This is a genomic window from Enterobacter cloacae complex sp. FDA-CDC-AR_0164, from assembly GCF_003071645.1.
Taxonomy (GTDB): domain Bacteria; phylum Pseudomonadota; class Gammaproteobacteria; order Enterobacterales; family Enterobacteriaceae; genus Enterobacter; species Enterobacter ludwigii.
This window is the reverse complement of the sequence record NZ_CP028950.1, coordinates 3,795,739-3,815,897: the sequence shown is the minus strand read 5'-3', so window position 1 is coordinate 3,815,897 and position 20,159 is coordinate 3,795,739. Positions and strand designations below refer to the sequence as shown.

Annotated in this window: 17 protein-coding genes and 1 pseudogene; 6 read left to right on the top strand and 12 right to left on the bottom strand. The window is 57.2% G+C overall.

Annotation, left to right across the window (positions count from 1 at the left end; genetic code table 11):
* Nucleotides 1–4: 4 nt before the first annotated feature.
* From AM410_RS18880 to narI, 4 genes are read left to right on the top strand one after another with little or no spacing between them, the layout of a single operon-like run.
* Nucleotides 5–3,745, top strand: a complete 3,741-nt coding sequence (locus AM410_RS18880; protein ID WP_047366419.1) for a nitrate reductase subunit alpha — start codon at nt 5–7, stop codon at nt 3,743–3,745.
* Nucleotides 3,742–5,286 carry a nitrate reductase subunit beta gene (gene narH, locus AM410_RS18875; protein ID WP_020884050.1) on the top strand — a complete coding sequence of 515 codons (1,545 nt, stop codon included), beginning with the start codon at nt 3,742–3,744 and terminating at the stop codon, nt 5,284–5,286. The genes AM410_RS18880 and narH overlap by 4 nt, the downstream gene beginning before the upstream one ends.
* Entirely contained in the window at nt 5,286–5,981 is a 696-nt protein-coding gene (gene narW / locus AM410_RS18870) for a nitrate reductase molybdenum cofactor assembly chaperone (RefSeq protein WP_050736858.1), read from the top strand. The genes narH and narW overlap by 1 nt, the downstream gene beginning before the upstream one ends.
* Complete coding sequence (narI, locus tag AM410_RS18865; RefSeq protein ID WP_014170231.1) at nt 5,978–6,658, top strand: respiratory nitrate reductase subunit gamma; 681 nt, start codon at nt 5,978–5,980, stop codon at nt 6,656–6,658. Before narW ends, narI begins: the two co-directional genes overlap by 4 nt.
* 42 nt (nt 6,659–6,700) lie before the next feature.
* Here the strand turns inward: narI and nhoA are convergent, their stop codons facing one another.
* A complete protein-coding gene (gene nhoA / locus AM410_RS18860; RefSeq protein ID WP_020884048.1) occupies nt 6,701–7,546 on the bottom strand; it encodes an N-hydroxyarylamine O-acetyltransferase in 846 nt (281 codons plus the stop codon).
* 143 nt (nt 7,547–7,689) lie between these two features.
* On the opposite strand from nhoA, the gene AM410_RS18855 reads away from it, so the two are divergent.
* Nucleotides 7,690–8,265 carry a flavin reductase family protein gene (locus tag AM410_RS18855; RefSeq protein ID WP_020884047.1) on the top strand — a complete coding sequence of 192 codons (576 nt, stop codon included), beginning with the start codon at nt 7,690–7,692 and terminating at the stop codon, nt 8,263–8,265.
* 42 nt (nt 8,266–8,307) lie between these two features.
* Here AM410_RS18855 and fusA read toward each other — a convergent pair whose 3' ends face one another.
* A complete protein-coding gene (gene fusA / locus AM410_RS18850; protein ID WP_014170234.1) occupies nt 8,308–10,407 on the bottom strand; it encodes an elongation factor G in 2,100 nt (699 codons plus the stop codon).
* Between the two features lie 160 nt (nt 10,408–10,567).
* Here fusA and AM410_RS18845 point away from each other — a divergent pair, with 160 nt between their 5' ends.
* Entirely contained in the window at nt 10,568–10,867 is a 300-nt protein-coding gene (locus AM410_RS18845; protein WP_014170235.1) for an ArsR/SmtB family transcription factor, read from the top strand.
* A gap of 43 nt (nt 10,868–10,910) precedes the next feature.
* Here the strand turns inward: AM410_RS18845 and pptA are convergent, their stop codons facing one another.
* The 10 genes and pseudogenes from pptA to AM410_RS18790 all read right to left on the bottom strand — a co-directional run bounded on the left by pptA (nt 10,911) and on the right by AM410_RS18790 (nt 19,995).
* Nucleotides 10,911–11,141, bottom strand: coding sequence for a tautomerase PptA (gene pptA, locus AM410_RS18840; protein ID WP_020884045.1), 231 nt, complete (start codon nt 11,139–11,141; stop codon nt 10,911–10,913).
* A gap of 37 nt (nt 11,142–11,178) precedes the next feature.
* Nucleotides 11,179–11,796: a glutathione S-transferase family protein gene (locus AM410_RS18835; protein WP_014170237.1), complete on the bottom strand. Its 618-nt coding sequence runs from the start codon at nt 11,794–11,796 to the stop codon at nt 11,179–11,181.
* A gap of 40 nt (nt 11,797–11,836) precedes the next feature.
* Nucleotides 11,837–12,724, bottom strand: a complete 888-nt coding sequence (locus AM410_RS18830) for a transporter substrate-binding domain-containing protein (protein WP_014170238.1) — start codon at nt 12,722–12,724, stop codon at nt 11,837–11,839.
* A gap of 9 nt (nt 12,725–12,733) precedes the next feature.
* Nucleotides 12,734–13,507 (bottom strand): amino acid ABC transporter ATP-binding protein, encoded by a 774-nt coding sequence (locus AM410_RS18825; RefSeq protein WP_014170239.1) that lies wholly within the window; start codon nt 13,505–13,507, stop codon nt 12,734–12,736.
* Nucleotides 13,491–14,417, bottom strand: a complete 927-nt coding sequence (locus AM410_RS18820) for an amino acid ABC transporter permease (protein WP_050736859.1) — start codon at nt 14,415–14,417, stop codon at nt 13,491–13,493. Before AM410_RS18820 ends, AM410_RS18825 begins: the two co-directional genes overlap by 17 nt.
* A 9-nt stretch (nt 14,418–14,426) precedes the next feature.
* Nucleotides 14,427–14,936 carry a GNAT family N-acetyltransferase gene (locus AM410_RS18815; protein WP_014170241.1) on the bottom strand — a complete coding sequence of 170 codons (510 nt, stop codon included), beginning with the start codon at nt 14,934–14,936 and terminating at the stop codon, nt 14,427–14,429.
* A gap of 9 nt (nt 14,937–14,945) precedes the next feature.
* A pseudogene (locus tag AM410_RS24220) lies at nt 14,946–17,209 on the bottom strand (NtaA/DmoA family FMN-dependent monooxygenase).
* Nucleotides 17,210–17,225: 16 nt separating this feature from the next.
* Nucleotides 17,226–18,347, bottom strand: coding sequence for an amidohydrolase (locus tag AM410_RS18800; RefSeq protein WP_020884038.1), 1,122 nt, complete (start codon nt 18,345–18,347; stop codon nt 17,226–17,228).
* Nucleotides 18,326–19,345 (bottom strand): LLM class flavin-dependent oxidoreductase, encoded by a 1,020-nt coding sequence (locus AM410_RS18795; protein WP_050736861.1) that lies wholly within the window; start codon nt 19,343–19,345, stop codon nt 18,326–18,328. The genes AM410_RS18800 and AM410_RS18795 overlap by 22 nt, the downstream gene beginning before the upstream one ends.
* Before the next feature lie 110 nt (nt 19,346–19,455).
* Complete coding sequence (locus AM410_RS18790; RefSeq protein ID WP_025204120.1) at nt 19,456–19,995, bottom strand: AAA family ATPase; 540 nt, start codon at nt 19,993–19,995, stop codon at nt 19,456–19,458.
* Between the last annotated feature and the right edge of the window lie 164 nt (nt 19,996–20,159).

Below are 20,159 nucleotides of genomic sequence, written 5' to 3'. Positions count from 1 at the left end.
TGTCATGAGTAAACTGTTGGATCGCTTTCGCTATTTCAAACAAAAAGGCGACAGCTTCGCCAATGGACACGGGCAGGTGTACAACACCAACCGTGACTGGGAGGACAGCTACCGACAGCGATGGCAGTTCGACAAGATTGTGCGGTCCACCCACGGCGTGAACTGCACGGGCTCCTGTAGCTGGAAAATCTACGTCAAAAACGGCCTGGTTACCTGGGAAACCCAGCAGACCGACTACCCGCGTACCCGCCCCGACCTGCCTAACCACGAGCCGCGCGGCTGCCCGCGCGGTGCAAGTTATTCCTGGTACCTATACAGCGCTAACCGGCTGAAATACCCGCTGGTGCGCCGCACGCTGATCGAACTGTGGCGTGACGCGCTGGCGCAACACAGCGATCCGGTGCTGGCCTGGGATGCCATTCAGAACGATCCGCAGAAGAGCCGGAGCTACAAGCAGGCACGCGGACACGGCGGATTTATCCGCTCCAGCTGGAAAGAGCTAAACCAGCTGATTGCTGCCGCCAACGTCTGGACCATTAAACATTACGGCCCCGATCGCGTGGCCGGTTTTTCACCGATTCCGGCGATGTCGATGGTCTCGTATGCCGCCGGGACGCGTTATCTCTCTCTGCTGGGCGGCACCTGTCTCAGCTTTTATGACTGGTATTGTGATTTGCCGCCCGCCTCGCCCATGACGTGGGGCGAGCAGACCGACGTGCCGGAATCCGCAGACTGGTATAACTCCAGCTATATCATTGCCTGGGGGTCTAACGTTCCGCAGACGCGTACGCCAGATGCCCACTTCTTTACCGAGGTCCGCTACAAAGGCACCAAAACCGTGGCCATCACCCCGGACTTCTCCGAGGTCGCCAAACTGAGCGATCAGTGGCTGGCACCCAAGCAAGGCACCGACAGCGCGCTGGCGATGGCCATGGGCCACGTGATCCTTAAAGAGTTCCATCTCGACAACCCCAGCGAGTACTTCCTCAACTACTGCCGCCGCTACACCGACATGCCGATGCTGGTGCTGCTGGATGAACAGGCCGATGGCCGCGTGGTGCCGGGGCGGATGCTTCGGGCCTCTGATCTCACGGACGGGCTGGGTGAAGCCAATAATGCTGAGTGGAAAACCGTCGCCTTTGATATCGCCGGCGATCTGGTGGTGCCGAACGGGTCCATTGGTTTCCGCTGGGGCGAAAAAGGCAAATGGAACCTGGCGCCGCTGGCGGCAGATCATGAAACTGAGCTCACCCTCTCGCTGCTGATTACCCACGACAGCGTGGCAGAGGTGGCATTCCCCTATTTTGGCGGCAATGAAAATCCACACTTCCGTAGCGTCAAGCAGGAGCCGGTCCTGACGCGCCGTGTACCGAGTAAAACCCTGACGCTGGCCGATGGCAGCCAGAAACGGGTGGTCAGCGTCTACGATCTGATTCTCGCTAACTACGGCCTCGATCGTGGTCTGGAAGACAGCAACGCGGCGGGCAGCTATGACCAGATCAAAGCTTATACTCCCGCCTGGGGCGAGCAGATCACCGGCGTCCCGGCTTACCTGATAGAGAAAATTGCCCGTGAGTTTGCCGACACGGCACACAAAACGCACGGCCGGTCGATGATTATCCTCGGTGCCGGGGTGAACCACTGGTACCACATGGACATGAACTACCGCGGGATGATCAACATGCTGGTGTTCTGCGGCTGCGTGGGTCAAAGCGGCGGCGGCTGGTCACACTATGTGGGTCAGGAGAAGTTGCGTCCGCAAACCGGCTGGCTGCCGCTGGCGTTTGCGCTGGACTGGAACCGTCCCCCGCGCCAGATGAACAGTACGTCGTACTTCTACAACCACGCCTGCCAGTGGCGTTATGAGAAACTGACCGCGCAGGAGTTACTCTCTCCGCTGGCGGACGCGACAAAATTCACCGGTCACCTGATCGATTTTAACGTCCGGGCAGAGCGTATGGGCTGGCTTCCCTCGGCACCGCAGCTAAACCTCAATCCGTTGCACATTAAAGCCCGGGCCGACGCCGCCGGCATGACCCCGCAGGAGTACACCGTGCAGGCATTAAAATCGGGCGATATACGTTTCGCCTGCGAACAGCCTGACAACGGTAAAAACCACCCGCGCAATCTGTTTGTCTGGCGGTCTAACCTGCTCGGCTCTTCGGGGAAAGGTCACGAGTACATGCTCAAATACCTGCTCGGTACCGAAAGCGGCATCCAGGGCGAAGATTTAGGGTCGACGGATGACGTTAAGCCCGAAGAGGTGGAGTGGCAAACTCAGGCCATCGAGGGCAAGCTTGACCTGCTGGTGACGCTCGATTTCCGCATGTCCAGCACCTGCCTGTTCTCCGATATCGTGCTGCCCACCGCGACATGGTATGAAAAAGACGACATGAATACGTCGGATATGCATCCGTTTATTCATCCGCTTTCAGCTGCCGTCGACCCGGCCTGGGAATCCCGCAGCGACTGGGAGATCTACAAAGGTATTGCCAACGTTTTCTCAGAGGTGTGCGTCGGTCATCTTGGCACCGAAACGGACGTGGTACTGCAGCCACTGCAGCACGACTCCCCGGGGGAACTTTCACAGCCGTTTGATATTCAGGACTGGCGCAAAGGCGAATGCGATCTCATTCCGGGTAAAACGGCGCCGACGATTGCGGTGGTCGAACGACATTATCCGGAAACCTACGAGCGCTTTACATCACTCGGCCCGCTGATGGACAAACTCGGCAACGGCGGAAAAGGCATTTCATGGAATACCCAGAGCGAGGTCGATTTCCTTGGCAAGCTGAACTACGTCAAGCTCGATGGCCCGGCAAAAGGACGCCCGCGTATTGAAACGGCGATTGACGCCTCTGAAGTGATCCTCGCCCTCGCCCCTGAAACGAATGGCCAGGTGGCAGTGCGAGCCTGGCAAGCGCTGGGCGAACTGACCGGTCGCGATCACACCCATCTGGCGCTGAACAAAGAAGATGAGAAAATCCGCTTCCGCGATATTCAGGCCCAGCCGCGGAAAATTATCTCCAGCCCCACCTGGTCGGGCCTTGAGAGCGAGCATGTCTCCTATAACGCCGGTTATACCAACGTTCACGAGCTTATTCCCTGGCGCACCCTTTCCGGTCGTCAGCAGCTGTATCAGGACCATCCGTGGATGCGCGCGTTCGGGGAGAGTCTGGTGGCCTATCGCCCACCGATTGATACCCGAAGCGTTAGCCATATGCGCGAAATCCCGCCGAACGGCTTTCCTGAGAAGGCGCTGAACTTCCTGACGCCACACCAGAAATGGGGCATTCACTCGACCTACAGTGAAAACCTGCTGATGCAGACGCTGTCACGCGGGGGGCCTATCGTCTGGATCAGCGAAACCGATGCCAGAGAGTTAGGCATTGAAGACAACGACTGGATCGAAGCCTTCAACGCCAACGGGGCCCTGACCGCCCGGGCAGTGGTGAGCCAGCGCGTCCCGCCGGGCATGACCATGATGTACCACGCGCAGGAACGTATCCTGAATATTCCGGGTTCAGAAGTCACCGGTCGTCGCGGCGGGATCCATAACTCGGTGACGCGCGTCTGTCCCAAACCGACACACATGATTGGCGGCTACGCCCAGTTGGCGTACAGCTTCAACTATTACGGCACCGTCGGCTCTAACCGCGACGAGTTCATCATGATCCGCAAAATGAAAAACATTAACTGGCTGGATGGCGAAGGTCGGGATCAGGTACAGGAGGCGAAAAAATGAAAATACGCTCACAGGTTGGAATGGTGCTGAATCTCGACAAATGCATTGGCTGTCACACCTGCTCGGTCACCTGTAAAAACGTCTGGACCGGGCGTGAAGGTATGGAATATGCGTGGTTCAACAACGTCGAAACCAAACCGGGGATTGGCTACCCGAAAAACTGGGAAGATCAGGAGGAGTGGCAAGGCGGTTGGGTACGCGGGATCACCGGCAAGCTGACGCCGCGTCTCGGCGGGCGCGTGGGCGTGCTGTCAAAAATCTTTGCCAACCCGTCCCTGCCCGGCATTGATGATTACTACGAGCCCTTCACGTTTGATTACCAGGATCTGCACCGTGCACCACAAGGCGATCACCTCCCGACGGCCCGCCCGCGCTCGCTGATTAGCGGCAAACGGATGGACAAAATTGTTGGCGGCCCGAACTGGGAAGAACTGCTTGGCGGCGAGTTCGAAAAACGCGCCCGCGACCGCAACTTCGACAAGATCCAGAAGGAGATGTACGGCCAGTTTGAAAACACCTTCATGATGTACCTGCCGCGCCTGTGTGAACACTGCCTGAACCCGAGCTGCGTGGCCACCTGCCCGAGCGGTGCCATCTACAAGCGTGAAGAAGACGGCATTGTGCTGATTGACCAGGACAAATGCCGTGGCTGGCGCATGTGCATCAGCGGTTGCCCGTACAAGAAAATCTACTTCAACTGGAAAAGCGGAAAGTCGGAGAAATGCATCTTCTGCTACCCGCGCATTGAATCCGGCCAGCCAACCGTTTGTTCGGAGACCTGCGTCGGGCGTATTCGCTATCTGGGCGTGCTGCTGTATGACGCGGATCGCATTGAAGAAGCGGCCAGCACCGAACATGAAACTGACCTCTATGAACGCCAGTGTGACGTATTCCTTGATCCGCATGACCCGGCGGTCATTGAAGAAGCCTTCAAGCAAGGTATTCCGCAGAACGTGATTGACGCCGCCCAGCGTTCCCCGGTTTACAAGATGGCGATGGACTGGAAGCTGGCCCTGCCGCTGCATCCGGAATACCGCACCCTGCCGATGGTCTGGTACGTTCCGCCGCTGTCACCGATCCAGTCTTACGCAGATGCAGGCGGCCTGCCGCTCAACGACGGCGTGTTACCGGCGGTCGAAAGCCTGCGCATACCGGTGCAGTATCTGGCCAACATGCTCAGCGCGGGCGATCCTGCTCCGGTGCTGCGCGCCCTGAAACGCATGATGGCCATGCGTCATTACAAACGCTCTCAGACCGTTGAAGGCGTGACCGATACCCGCGCCATCGAAGAAGTGGGCCTTAGCGTCGAGCAGGTCGAAGAGATGTACCGCTATCTGGCGATTGCCAACTACGAAGATCGTTTCGTGATCCCCACCAGCCACCGCGAAATGGCGCGCGACGCCTTCCCGGAACGCAACGGCTGCGGCTTCTCCTTTGGCGACGGGTGCCACGGTTCCGACACCAAATTCAACCTTTTTAACAGCAGCCGCATTGATGCCATCAACATCACCGAAGTGCGCGACCACGGGGAGGGAGAGTGATGCAGATCCTCAAAATCATCGCCCTGCTGATTGAGTATCCCGATGAAACATTATGGGAAAATCGCGAGGAGGCACTTTCCCTGATAGAACAGGATATCCCTGCGTTACTGCCCTTTGCCCGCCAGCATCTGGATGCCGCGCTGCTGGATAAGCAGGCCGAATGGTGCGAGGTGTTTGAGCGGGGTCGTGCGACCTCGCTGCTGCTGTTTGAGCACGTTCATGCTGAATCCCGCGATCGCGGCCAGGCGATGGTCGACCTGATGAGCCAGTACGAAAAAGCCGGCCTGCAGCTGGACTGTCGTGAACTGCCGGACTATCTGCCGCTCTACCTGGAGTATCTCAGTCTCGTCACCGACGACGAGGCCCGCGAAGGGCTACACAACGTTGCGCCGATCCTGGCGCTGATAGGCGGTCGCCTGAAGCAGCGCGGCGTGGCGCATTATCAGCTGTTCGATTCGCTCCTGACGCTCGCAGGCACGCGTCTGACCAGCGACAGCGTGGCGAAACAGGTTTCCACCGAGAAACGGGATGATACCCGCCAGGCGCTGGACGCCGTCTGGGAAGAGGAACAGGTCAAGTTCATCGAGGACAACGCCACATCGTGTGATACCTCACCGATGCAGCAATATCAACGACGCTTTAGCCAGGACGTTGCCCCGCAGTATGTCGACGTCAGTGCGGGAGGCCCAAAATGATCCAGTTTCTGAACGTCTTTTTCTACGATATTTACCCCTACCTGTGCGGCACGGTTTTTCTGGTGGGAAGCTGGCTTCGTTATGACTACGGGCAGTATACCTGGCGCGCCTCCTCCAGCCAGATGCTGGATAAGCGCGGCATGGTGCTGTGGTCGAATCTGTTCCATATCGGGATCCTGGGGATCTTCTTCGGACATCTTTTCGGGATGCTGACGCCGCACTGGGTTTATTCGTGGTTTCTGCCGATGTCGCAGAAACAGCTGATGGCGATGATTCTGGGTGGCGTTTGCGGCGTGCTCACGCTGGTGGGCGGTGCGGGATTATTGATTCGCCGGCTGACGAACCCGCGTATCCGGGCGACCTCCTCCACGGCAGATATCCTGATCCTCTGCATTTTGCTGGTGCAGTGTATTCTTGGGCTCACCACCATTCCGTTCTCCGCGAAATATCCCGACGGCAGCGAGATGCTCAAGCTGGTGGACTGGGCGCAGTCGGTAGTGACCTTCCGCGGTGGCTCCTCCGAACATCTGGCGGGCGTGGCGTTTATCTTCCGTGTCCATCTGGTGCTGGGCATGACCATTTTCCTGATCTTCCCCTTCACCCGACTGGTGCACGTCTGGAGCGCGCCGGTGGAGTATTTAACACGCAGGTATCAGGTGGTGAGATCGCGCCGCTGAGTGTTGCCGGGTGGCGCTACGCCTGAGCGCAGCGCCACCGTTCTATTTCCCGGCCTGAGGATGTGTATCAAACCCGGCCATCACCGCCGTCAGCGCGTCCAGCGAAAACCCGTGTTTTGGATCGTCAACGCCCAGTCCAAACCGTGACTGCATCACCTGATACAGCGCGTTCGCGTCGGGAAGATGGACCTGCTCTTCCGCATGCCCCTTCTGCCAGTGGGTAAAGTTAAAGTTGGTCAGGGTCAGCTTTCCGCCGTCAGGCAGATGGCGACACATCAACAGATGGTGACGAAAATGGGATTGCGGCCAGTGCGCAGACCAGAAGTTGCCCATCACGTAATCGCTGAAATACTGTGTTGTCAGATCAAAATGGTACATCGACTGCCAGTGATCGTGGTGGCTGAACTGCAGGATCCAGTCGTTGCCCTCGCTCAGCAAACGGTACAGCCCGTGGGGTGTCTCCTGCTCCTCGTTGGCGAGCAAACGAATCGGCGCCGTCAGGGTCTGTCCGCCAAAACCGACGTCGGCAATCCAGCGCTCGCCGTTGAGTTCAACCAGCAGCAGACGATGCGTACGCGGCGGCATCTGTGGCGGACTGGCTAAGACCACGCGGCCCAGCACGCTGCGAACCGTAAAGCCCACTTCACGCAAAACGCGTTCAAAGAGGCCGTTCTGTTCAAAGCAATAGCCTCCACGACGCGCCGTCACCAGTTTGTCGACCAGGCACTGATCTTCCAGATGGATTTCGCGCGGCATCACGACGTCAATATTCTCGAAGGGGATCGCGCAGTTGTGGTGTAGATGCAGCGCCCGCAGGGTGTCGATGTCAACCTGAACAGGCTGTTGCCAGCCCGTACGGGCAAAATAAGCACTCAGAAATGGGGACATGATTCGCTTCCATGATGTGATGTTCCCTGTTTATAAACTATTTTCCGGCCTCCATATGCGCAAAAGTGCTTTTTGCGGGTGCATCTTGATTTCGGCTCCCCATCAGACGTTTAATGCCAGCATACCTGCTGAGAGGAATGTTCATGAGCGCGTTTCGTCCCGTTGAATTAAAGCATGCCAGCCGTCTGCTGAACCATGGCCCTACGGTGCTGATTACCAGCCGCGATGAGTCTATCGACCGTCGTAACGTCATGGCTGCGGCCTGGTCGATGCCGGTGGAGTTTGAGCCACCGCGTATCGCAATTGTGGTGGACAAAAGCACCTGGTCGCGCGAACTGATTGAGCGCAGTGGGAAGTTCGGCATCGTCATCCCCGGCGTGGCAGCGGCTAACTGGGCTTACGCCGTCGGCAGCGTGAGCGGGCGCGACGAAGACAAGTTCAACTGCTACGGGATCCCGGTTGTACAAGGTCCGGTACTCGGACTGCCGGTGATTGAAGAGAAATGCCTGGCGTGGATGGAGTGTCGTTTACTCCCGGTTACCGCAGCCGCAGAAAAATACGACACGCTGTTTGGTGAGGTTGTTTCGGCAGCCGCAGATGAACGCGCGTTTGTCGCCGGACGCTGGCAGTTTGACGGCGATAAGCTGAATACCCTGCATCATCTGGGGGCCGGGACGTTTGTGACCAGTGGGAAAATGGTAAAGGCGCTGGAAAAATAGCCTATAAAAAAAGCCCTCTCCGCGAGGGAAAGGGCTTTTAAATTACTTCGCGCGCCGTGCAATAATTTCATCCGCAACATTACGCGGTGCTTCCGCGAAATGATGGAATTCCATCGTGTAGGTCGCGCGGCCTTGCGACATCGAACGCAGCGTCGTGGCATAGCCAAACATCTCCGCCAGCGGCACATCCGCGCGAATAATCTGGCTACCGTACTGCTCTTCCATTCCCTGCACCATGCCGCGGCGGGAAGAGAGATCGCCCATAATGTTGCCGGCGTACTCTTCCGGTGTTTCCACCTCGACATGCATGACCGGTTCAAGAATAACCGGGTCCGCTTTGCGAGCGCCCTCTTTAAAGCCGAGGATCGCCGCCATGCGGAACGCCATTTCCGAGGAGTCGACCTCGTGATAGGAGCCAAACGTCAGGGTCGCTTTCACATCGACAACCGGATACCCCGCCAGGACACCGCTGTTCATGGCTTCGCGCAGGCCTTTCTCCACAGACGGAATATACTCGCGCGGGACAACGCCGCCCTTGGTGGCATCTTCAAATACAAAACCACTGCCGGGCTCTAACGGCGCCAGACTGAGCACCACATGGCCGTACTGCCCTTTACCGCCGGACTGTCGGACAAATTTCCCTTCGATATCCTTCACCGCTTTACGCAGGGTTTCACGGTACGTGACCTGTGGGCGACCAATGTTCGCCTCAACGCCGAACTCACGCCGCATGCGGTCAACGATAATCTCAAGATGTAACTCACCCATCCCGGAGATAATTGTCTGGCCGGACTCTTCATCGGTGTGCAGACGAAACGAAGGGTCTTCCGCTGCCAGGCGCTGCAATGCAATGCCCATTTTCTCCTGATCGCCTTTGGTTTTCGGCTCGATCGCAAGCGAGATAACCGGGTCCGGAAACTCCATCCGCTCCAGCGTGATGACGGCATTCGGGTCGGTGAGCGTGTCACCGGTTGTCACATCTTTCAACCCAACGCAGGCCGCGATATCGCCCGCGCGCAGCTCATCCACTTCGTGGCGATCGTTAGCATGCATCAGCACGATGCGCCCAATGCGCTCTTTCTTCCCTTTCACCGGGTTGAAGACCGCGTCGCCTTTGCGCAGCACGCCAGAGTAAACGCGGATAAAGGTCAGCTGTCCGACGTACGGGTCGCTCATCAGTTTAAAGGCCAGCGCGGAGAACGGCTCGTTGTCGTCTGGATGACGCTCGGCATGCTGCCCATTCTCATCCACACCATCAATGGCGGGCACGTCCAGAGGCGACGGCATCAGTTCAATGACCGCATCGAGCATGCGTTGCACGCCTTTATTTTTAAACGCACTGCCGCACAGCATCGGCTGGATTTCACCGGAGATGGTCCGCATACGCAGCCCCCTGATGATTTCCGCTTCCTCTAAATCACCCGTTTCCAGGTATTTATCCATCAGCTCATCGCTGGCTTCCGCCGCCGCAGAGACCATTTTTTCACGCCATTCCTGCGCAGTACTCACTACGTCATCCGGCACAGGAGCATAGGTAAACACCATGCCCTGGGTGGCATCGTCCCACAAAATGGTACGCATTTTGATGAGATCCACCACGCCGGTGAAGTGTTCTTCTGCCCCCACCGGAATAACAATCGGGACCGGATTCGCTTTCAGACGCTCCTGCATCATTCGCACGACGCGGAAGAAGTCCGCACCCGGGCGGTCCATTTTATTGACGAAGGCCAGCCGCGGGACATGATATTTGTTCGCCTGACGCCAGACGGTTTCCGACTGCGGCTGCACGCCACCGACGGAGTCATACACCATGACAGCGCCGTCGAGTACACGCATGGAACGTTCCACCTCAATGGTGAAATCCACGTGGCCCGGGGTGTCGATAATGTTGATCCGGTGCGGTTCAAAGCCCCGGTCCATACCTGGCCAGAAACAGCTGACTGCCGCAGAGGTAATGGTTATCCCGCGCTCTTGCTCCTGTGCCATCCAGTCGGTAGTTGCCGCGCCATCGTGTACTTCACCCAGTTTGTGGCTCATACCGGTATAAAACAGGATGCGCTCGGTGGTGGTCGTTTTACCGGCATCGATATGCGCGGAGATACCGATGTTGCGATAACGTTCGAGAGGGATGGGTCGGGGCATAATATTTCCTTAGTCATTAAGACTGCGTTGTGACGACCGGGATGGTCGCGTGTTCGTTCGTTTGCTATAATAGTCCTATTGTACGAGTATTATCGAACTATTTTTTTACGGTTGACCTATTGTTGATATAGCTCAATCTGACACCAGACGCAGGAAAACGATGATCCCGAACCACCCTGAAACTGAACAAATACTGCTGGAAAATGTGCTTTTTGCCCTCGGTAACCCGCTACGGCTGTCGATTATCCGCAGGCTGGCCGATGGCAGCGAACTGAGCTGTAACGCGCTGCGCCCGGACGAGGTGGTGAAATCGACGATGACCCATCACTGGCGCGTCTTGCGCGACAGCGGCGTGATTTGGCAGCGCCCGCAGGGGCGAGAAAATATGATTTCACTGCGCAGAGACGATCTTGATGCCCGCTTTCCGGGGCTGATGGCAATATTACTGCAGACGAAGTAACGCGTGTGTCGTGTCGGGCGACTCCGCGCCGCCCGACCCTCTCTCACATTGAATAGCCGGGTTTCTTAATTAAGTGATCCAGGTTGGGTTCAATTTCGGTATCCCAGACCTGCGCTTTCCAGTCGGCTTCCTGCACTTCATTCAGGGCGACCGAAATAGAGCGATCTTTACTGTTCAGATGACGGGTAATCACCTCGGCAATATCCGCCGCCAGCGCGGTTTTTTGGTCGTCGTTCAAATCACGGGGAAAACATTTGATATCTACGTGTGGCATATGCAGGCTTCCAGTTATGAATGTGAGTTCCACGTTATCAGATTATCTCGTTTGCCTTTAACACCTTGTGCAGTTCCGGCAGCTGGCACACGGTATCCGCAATCGCCGTTATCTTCGGCGTATTCGCCGCAAACCATGCATGGCGAGGCCCCCAGGTGCGTGCAACCGTGATGTAGACGTCAAGCAGCGTCAGCCGTTCCCCGAGCGCAAAAGGGGTGGCACTGAGCTGGCTGTCAAACCACAGATAGAGTGATTTTCGGTATTCAATACAGCTGTTTTTCAACTGCTCCGGCGCATCCGGCACCCAGCGTTCGGGGTAGTCAGCGTAGGTAAAGGTGGGATAAACGTTCGCAACAAACCAAATGAGCAACCGCTGAAACTGCTGCCGCTCAGCCTGCCCGACGGCAGGTGCAAGATCGGGACATCTGTCCAGCACCATCAGGGCAATCGCCGCCGTTTCGGTCATGATCGCCCCGTTTTCCAGTTCCAGCGTGGGTACCTGACACAGCGGATTGCGTGCTTTCAGCAACTCACGCTGCGGACCGGGCTGGTCAAACCCGTCCACGTTGATAAATTGATAAGGGATGTCTGCCAGAGTCAGCATCACTTCACTGATTGCCGATCCCCAGCCGGGTACGCCATAGAGTTTAATCATGTTGCCCCCTCCGGGATGAAAACCCTAAGTGTAGACATGACTAATAGGTTATCCCAGGCGGGTTCACGTCGGATTGCGTCACCGCTTCGCCCTCTTCTCCCCAGCGTGCCAGCACCCGCTGGTACTCTCCACGCGTAATAGCGCCCTCCAGCGCAGCCTGCAAAGCATAAACCAGCCCATTGCCCTTTTTGGTCGTCGTGGCGACATAGGCTCTCTTCGGCCCGAGCCCCACTACGCGCGTTTTGCCGGTCAACGCCGCTTTATAGGCGGATACGGATTGAGGCCCGAAGAACACATCCGCCCTGCCGGACTGAATATAGAGGTTGCCGGAAGCATCATCGGTCAGATAGACCGGCAGCGCAGGCTCACGACCGGCTTTTTTGTTCTCTTCATTCCAGCCCAGCAGAATGCGCTCCTGATTGGTCCCGGAACCGACTATCACCTTTTTGCCTGCCAGATCTTTTGCGCTGTTAATCGCCTGGACCGCGCTGGTGGATTTCACGGAAAACGCCAGTGAGTCGACGCGATAGGTCGCAAAATCAAATTTCTCTTTTCGCTGTTCGGTCACCGCAATATTCACCAGCGCCACGTCATAGCGTCCGGAGCTGATCCCCAGCGGCCAGTCTTCCCAGGCCGTGGGAACCAGCTTCAGCTTTAACCCCAGACTGCCCGCCAGCAAGCGGGCAATATCCGGATCGCTGCCAATCCGCGTCCTGTTATCGCTGGCAAGCAGCGCCAGCGGTGGAGAGTTGAGCGCTGAGATCGCTACCGTGAGCGTGCCCGGCTCAACAAATTTATAGTTCGCGGGGATCTTCGCGACGGCCTGCCGATCTACCGTCACCGGCAGCGGTTGCTCGTTGGCGTGTAAATCGATACCCGCATGGCTCGCGGTCGTAAAAGCCAGACCGGCCAGAAAAGCATATTTCATCTGCACTCCTTACAGCACTTTTGACAGGAACTGGCGCGTTCGCGGGTGCGACGGACGGGTTAATACGTCGTCACTGCTGCCCTGCTCCACAATTTTGCCGTCGACCATAAAGACCACCTGATCCGCCACTTCCCGGGCAAAGCCGATCTCGTGGGTGACCACCACCAGCGTGGTACCCGAGCGGGCGAGCTTTTTAATCACATCCAGCACTTCGCCAACCAGTTCCGGGTCGAGCGCTGAAGTGGGCTCATCAAACAGCATTACCCGGGGACGTAACGCCAGTGCGCGGGCAATGGCAATACGCTGCTGTTGGCCCCCGGAGAGATGGCGCGACCAGGCGTCGGCTTTATCGCGCAGCCCGACCACATCCAGCAGGCTGTATGCCCTTTCAACGGCTTCTTTCTTACTCAGTTTTTTATGGGCGATGGGCGCTTCAATCAGGTTTTCCAGCACTGTGAGATGCGGAAAGAGATTAAAGTTCTGGAAGACATAGCCCACATTGACGCGCTGTTTGAGGATCTCTTTCTCTTTCAGCTCGTAGAGTTTGTCACCCTGACGGCGGTAACCGATGTAATCACCGTCAATCTGGATAAACCCTTCGTCGACGCGTTCCAGATGGTTAATGGTGCGCAGAAGCGTCGATTTACCCGATCCGGAAGGCCCGAGGATCACCGTTACCGATCCGGGCGGGATCTCCAGCGAGACGTTATCAAGCGCTTTATGGCGGCCAAAAAACTTACTGACGCCGGTAATCGAAATATGCCCTTCAGGAGAGGTTTGCATGGATGGGCTCCTGTACTGATGCGGTGGATACGGAACGGACGCGACTGGCTACCCGGTTTTGATTAACGGCTGAACGACGTTCGCTGCGGGCAAGCCCGCGCTCCACAACATGCTGAATGGCAGACAACACGGTGGTAATCACCAGATACCAGACCGCACCGACCATCAGCAGCGGGATAACCTCCTGCGTGCGGTTATAGATCATCTGAATGGTATAGAAGAGTTCCGGCATCGCCAGGACATACACCATCGCCGTGCCTTTCGCGAGACTGATAATTTCATTAAATCCGGACGGCAAAATCGTGCGTAGCGCCTGCGGCAAAATGATACGCACCGTACGACGCCAGGCTGGCAGACCGAGTGCCGCCGCCGCTTCATACTGACCATGATCCACACCCAGAAAACCGCCGCGAATGATCTCGGCGGTATACGCGCTCTGAACCAGCGTCAGTCCCACCACGGCGGTGGAAAACTGTCCCAGCACGTTGATGGTTTCGAAACGACCCCAGGTAATGGCGGTGAAGGGTACGCCGAGCGAGAGCGTGTCGTAGAGATAGGAAAAGTTATAGAGAATGATCAGAACCACAATCAGCGGCAACGAACGAAACAGCCAGATATACCCCCAGGCCAGGCTGCTCAGCAGCCAGGATGAAGAGAGCCTCGCCAGCGCCAGCAGGCCGCCAATGACCACGCTTAGCGCAGTGCCGATCAGGGTCAACAACAATGTCTGCCCTACGCCTTCAAGGATAACCGGATCAAAGAACCAGCGGGCAAAAACAGACCACTCCCAGCGCGGGTTAAAGGCCACGGACTGAATGACCACCGCAAGCACAAACAGCGCCACCACGGCACCGACAGTCCGCAGCGGATAACGCGCCGGGACCACCTTAATGGTTTCAATGTTGCTCATTGTCATTCCTCATGCTGTTTTACTGAACGCTTCACTGATCAGCGTTTTGGTGAAACGCAGCCGGCCATCGAACGGCGGCTGGCTGTACTCTTCCGGATCGCGGTTCAGATCAAACTGCGGCTGATAGCCCTGGCTGATATACAGCCTGACCGCTTCCGGCTGACGAAAACCGGTGGTGAGGTAGATCTGGCTGTAACCGGCCTGTACCGCCCGACGCTCCAGCTCCTGGACGACGCGGGCCGCCAGCCCCTGTTGACGCAGCGCCTTGTGCGTCCAGATTCGTTTGATTTCAGCGGTGCGTTCATCAAACGGTTTATACGCGCCGGTGGCGATGATGTCGCCGTCACGCTCAAGGACAATAAACAGCCCCTGCGGGGCCAGGTACCACTCCGTGAGCTCCACTTCCGCGTCTTTAGAGAAGTAGTCGCCATAGCGGGCGGCATATTCACCGAATAATCCGTCGATAATGGGCTGAAGATCGGCGTCTTCCGGTGACACGTCCCGAAAATGCTCGCGCATAGCGCCTCCTTAGTCACCCAGTCCTGCCGGGTTCACTTCTGATTGAGGGATACGTTCTACCCCTTCCCCCCAGCGGTTCAGCACTTTGTCGTAATCGCCGTTTTTGATGACCCCGTTAAGTGCGGTCTGTACCGGCTCGACCAGGCCGCTGCCTTTTTTCAGCGTCACCGCAATGTGCGCCGCCTTCGGCCAGCCGCCGTCGACAATCCCAACCCGTTTCGTTTTCCCGGTCAGCGCCGCTTTCCATGCGCCAGTCACGTTCGGGCCAAAGAACGCATCTGCGCGGCCTGACTGGAGAGACAGGGTTTGTGATGCATCGTCTTTGGTGTAGATCGGGGTAAACGGCTTCAGGCCTTTCTTCACGTTCTCCGCATTCCACGCCAGCAGGATAGCCTCCTGGTTAGTCCCGGAACCTACGATGATGCGCAGCCCGGCGATGTCCTCCGCCTTCTGCAGCGAGGTAATCGGGCTGGTCGATTTCACATAGAAGCCGAGGGAATCTTTACGGTAAGTGGCAAAATCAAACTTCTCTTTGCGCTCTCTGGTCACGGTGATGTTGCTGATCGCCGCATCGTACTTCCCGGAGGCGACGCCGAGAGGCCAGTCCTCCCAGGAGGTTGGCACCACGTTCAGCTCCAGCCCAAGGCTGTCGGCCACCAGACGGGCAACGTCCACCTCGCTTCCGAGCAGCGTTTTATTGTCGTCGGAAAAAACGGTCAGCGGCGGTGAGTTAAGCGCGGCAACCGCCACGGTGAATTTGCCCGGCACGGCGAAGCGATAATCTTTCGGCAGTTGCGCGATGGCGTCGCTGTTTTTGGCGGTGTTGACGGGCGTTTTGTTGGCTTCCAGGCTCACGCCAGTGCCATTAATGTTCACATTCTCTGCCCAGACGGCAGGGGAAAAGGCCAGCGCAAGCGCCAGAATAAGCGATGATTTCTGCATAGCGAGGTTCTCTATTATTGTTGTGTGAACTGGTTTTGCGGTTCGTCTAAACCCAGACTGTCGCGCAGCGTAGTGCCGGGATAGTCGGTGCGGAATAACCCGCGGGCCTGTAACACCGGGACAACCTGGTCAACAAAACGCGGGAACGTGTCCGGCGTTCCACCCTGAATAATGAAACCGTCCGCGGCGAATGCCTCAAACCAGCCCTGCAGACCGTCTGCCACCTCCTCCGGCGTACCGGAAAAGCGCGGGCGCGGGGATGCCGCTTCGAGTGCAACCTGACGCAGGGTTAAGTTGCGTTCGCGAGCATTACGCTTAATTTCATCGGTCGTGCTGCGAAAACTGTTTTTACCTAATTCACCGATGTCCGGGAACGGCTCGTCGAGCGGGTACTGGCTGAAATCGTGATGTTCGAAATAACGGCCGAGATAATTCAGGGCATCGTTAATCGACACCAGAGCCGCGGTTGTCTGATACTGGTTCTCCACGTCCTCCGCGTCTTTGCCAACAATCACGCTGACGCCCTGAAAAATATGTAAGTCCGATGCCCTGCGGCCATTCGATTCAAGCTGGTGTTTCACGTCGCGATAAAACGCTTTGGCTTCCTCTAACGTTTCATGATGGGTAAAAATGGCGTCAGCATGTTTCGCAGCCAGTTTTTTTCCGTCATCCGATGCACCTGCCTGAAAAACAATCGGGCGTCCCTGCGGCGTGCGGCCAATATTGAGCGGACCGGCCACCTGGAAGAAATCGCCGTGGTGATCAAGCGTATGCAGTTTTGCCGGGTCAAAGAACTGCCCGCTCTCTTTGTTGCGCACAAAGGCATCCCCCTCCCAGGAATCCCAGAGTCCTTTCACCACGTCGAGGTATTCATCCGCTATCCGGTAGCGCAGCGCATGTTCAGGGTGTTTCTCGCGCGAGAAGTTTTTCGCCGACCCCTCCAGCGGTGAGGTCACCACGTTCCAGCCTGCACGTCCGTTGCTCAAATGATCGAGGCTGGCAAACTGGCGCGCCACGGTAAACGGTTCGCTGTAGGAGGTCGATAAGGTACCGACCAGACCGAGGCGCGACGTCAGACTTGCCAGTGCGGACAAGACCGTTAACGGCTCAAACCGGTTTAAGAAATGCGGAATGGATTTCTCGTTAATATAGAGGCCGTCGGCGACGAATAAAAAATCAAGCTTCCCCTCTTCGGCTTTTAACGCCGTGGCTTTTACAAAATCAAAATTAATGCTGGCATCGGCGACCGCCGCCGGATGGCGCCAGGCAGACATATTTCCGGAAGCACCATGCAAAATGGTTCCCAGCCGCAATTGTCGGGTTGCAGACATATTCACCTCTTCAGAATTAAACGTGTTGCAGGGCTTTTTCCGCAAGCTGTGCAAAATAGCGGGCAGCGGGCTCAATTAATGCTTCATCCGGGTTGAAGGCCGGGTGATGTAAACCGAACGGACTGGCGCTACCGATGCTGACAAACGCCCCGGGGATCTGCTGCAGATACACCGCGAAATCTTCCCCGCCCATATGCAGCTCGGCGTGCTGCGTTTCATACCCAGATTCTCTGGCAACGGCGGTGGCAAATTCGGCCCAGTGCGCGTCATTGACCAGCGCGGTAGGCCCGGCGTACCAGGTGATGTCGATCTGCGCGCTAAACGCGCTGGCAAACCCGGCGGCAATTTCGCCGACGCGTGCTTTCACATTCTGCTGCACTTCCACGCGGTGGGTGCGAAGCGTGCCTTCCAGTTCAACGCTTTCCGGCAGGACGTTCCAGGTATTGCCCCCGGTAATGCGCGTGACGCTCAGCACCACGGAATCAAGCGTGTTGACGTTGCGGCTGGCAACGCTCTGCAACGCCGTTACCAGCTGGCTCGCCAGCACGATGGCGTCGTTACCTTCATGCGGACGTGCAGCATGCGCGCCTTTACCGGTAATTCGGATAACAAACCGGTCGACGTTGGCGTAGAACGGCCCACCGCGGGTGGCAAATTCCCCGACCGGCAGCCCCGGCTCGTTATGCATCCCGAAGATGGCACTGACATCACGTAAGGCACCGGCCCGCACCATACTTTTCGCGCCGCCAAAGTTCTCTTCAGCCGGCTGAAAGAGGATCCGCACGCGCCCGTTTAAAGACGCTTCACGCTCTTTAAGTTTTAACGCCGCCCCGAGGATCACACTGGTATGAATATCGTGTCCGCAGGCATGCATCACCCCCGCACGCTGTGAGCTAAACGGCACGCCGCTGCGCTCTTCAATGGGCAAGGCGTCAATATCGGCCCGCAGCGCGATCAGCTTTTTCCCCGTGCCAATTTCGGCCACCACGCCGGTCTGAAGCGCATAAGGCAGCGGCGTAATGCCAGCCGTCGTCAGCCACTGACGCAGGCGAGCGGTCGTTTCGACCTCCTGGCCGGACAGCTCCGGGTTCTGGTGCAGCTCCCGGCGCCAGGCAATCAGTTGTTCGTCAAAACGCATACGGCGACCTCCTTGTTAAGCTTCGCCTGCGCCAGCAGACGCAGGGACTGTAGTCGCGTTACGCCATCCGCAACGGGGGTATCAATAATGAATTCATCAATGCCCCATTTTTCGTGCAGGGCGTTCAACTGTTCCAGCACCGATTCAGCTGTTCCCGCCAGCAGCGACTGTGCCCGACGGGCAATGCGCACCGGCTCGCTGCCCGCCTGTCGGGCAAAGGCATAGGCCTGCTCTTCGCTGGCCACGGTGACGCGCTGCCCATTTGCCAGTTCGACGCCCCAGACTTCAACCTGTTGTGCCAGTGCCTCCGCCTCAGCCTGCGACTGAGCGACGATGACCTGCACCGCCACAATCGCATCCCGGGCGCTGTGGTTACGCCAGGTGGTGATGACTTCACGCAGCAGCGCCGGATCCCCGTTCAGGTGAGCAGCAAAGACAAAATGCCAGTCAAGTTTCGCGGCCAGCAGCGCGCTTTCGGTACTGGCCCCCAGCAGGAACCCCTGTGCCGGAACCGGCGGCAGCGGCGTCGCGCGAACGGCCTCGTCCACCGACTGATTTTCCGGCTGGATCCAGTGATGAAGCTGTGTCAGCTGTTCGGCAAAACTGCCTTTTTGCTGTTGATTGAGGCCCTGCTGCAGCGCCCGGGTGGAAAGCGGCAGGCCGCCTGGGGCTTTACCGACGCCCAGATCCACGCGCCCGGGAGCAAGCGCGGCCAGGAGGTTGAAATTTTCTGCGACTTTGTAAGGGCTGTAGTGCTGGAGCATGACGCCACCAGAGCCCACGCGGATACGCCGGGTTTGCCCGAGGATCCAGGCAATTAACAGTTCGGGTGAAGGGCTGGCCAGCTGGGGCGTGTTGTGGTGTTCGGCAATCCAGAAACGGTGATAGCCCAGATTTTCTGCCTGCTGTGCCAGCGCCAGGGTTCGCGCCAGTGCATCGGCAGCCGTTTCGTTTTCAGCGATGGGGCTTTTATCCAGAATACTGATTCGCCAGGACATGTTGCGTTCTCGTTTGACTTAACATGTCGTCATTATTAAAGGCGTATTTCACCTCTGAGAAACAATTAATTTACATTTGGTTTGCCGGAAATCAGATATATAAATCCATGCTACGCGTGTGACTTAAGCGATGAAATGAGGTTTTCCACCTCACTGCGGCGGGTAATGCGGACAAAATGAATATGGGCGTATTGCGGGTCTACCATATCGCGTGCATAACGTGCGCGGTTGCTGCGCCAGGTTTTGATTGTCCAGATAATAATGGACTCACGGCTCAAGAATGAGCGACGAAAACTCTCACAGTTTCCCGTACCGGGCCACAGTTCCTGTTTGTGCCAGGCGCGCGTGAACGCTCGGGTGACAGCCTGATACAAAGTTCGGGCGAACCCATAATCCACCCACACCACCCGATCCACGTCTCGCCATTTCACAGGGCGCGTACGGTTATAGTTGCCATCAAGCACCCACTCCGCTGACGCCTTTAGCGTCGTCTCCAGTTTTTCCAGCAAGATAGCGTCCGGGGTGCCCTGCCAGTCCGGACACCAGTAAAGTCGGTCCATTTCGATGTAAGGAATATCCAGTTCTGCGGCGATACGCTTCGCCAGGGTGCTTTTTCCACTCCCGCTGGTGCCAATCACATTCACTTTCACCCTGTTGCCCCCTGTTGAAGAAAAACCCTTAAAGCATAGCGTTTTCATCTTGTTAACGAAACGCTATTTCGGCGGGTCAGTTTACGTCGAAGCGTGATCTCCCGCTTTTAATTTGCCTTATGGCGTTTATTTCCAGGGCGCCACAAAAACGCACCGATAAATAT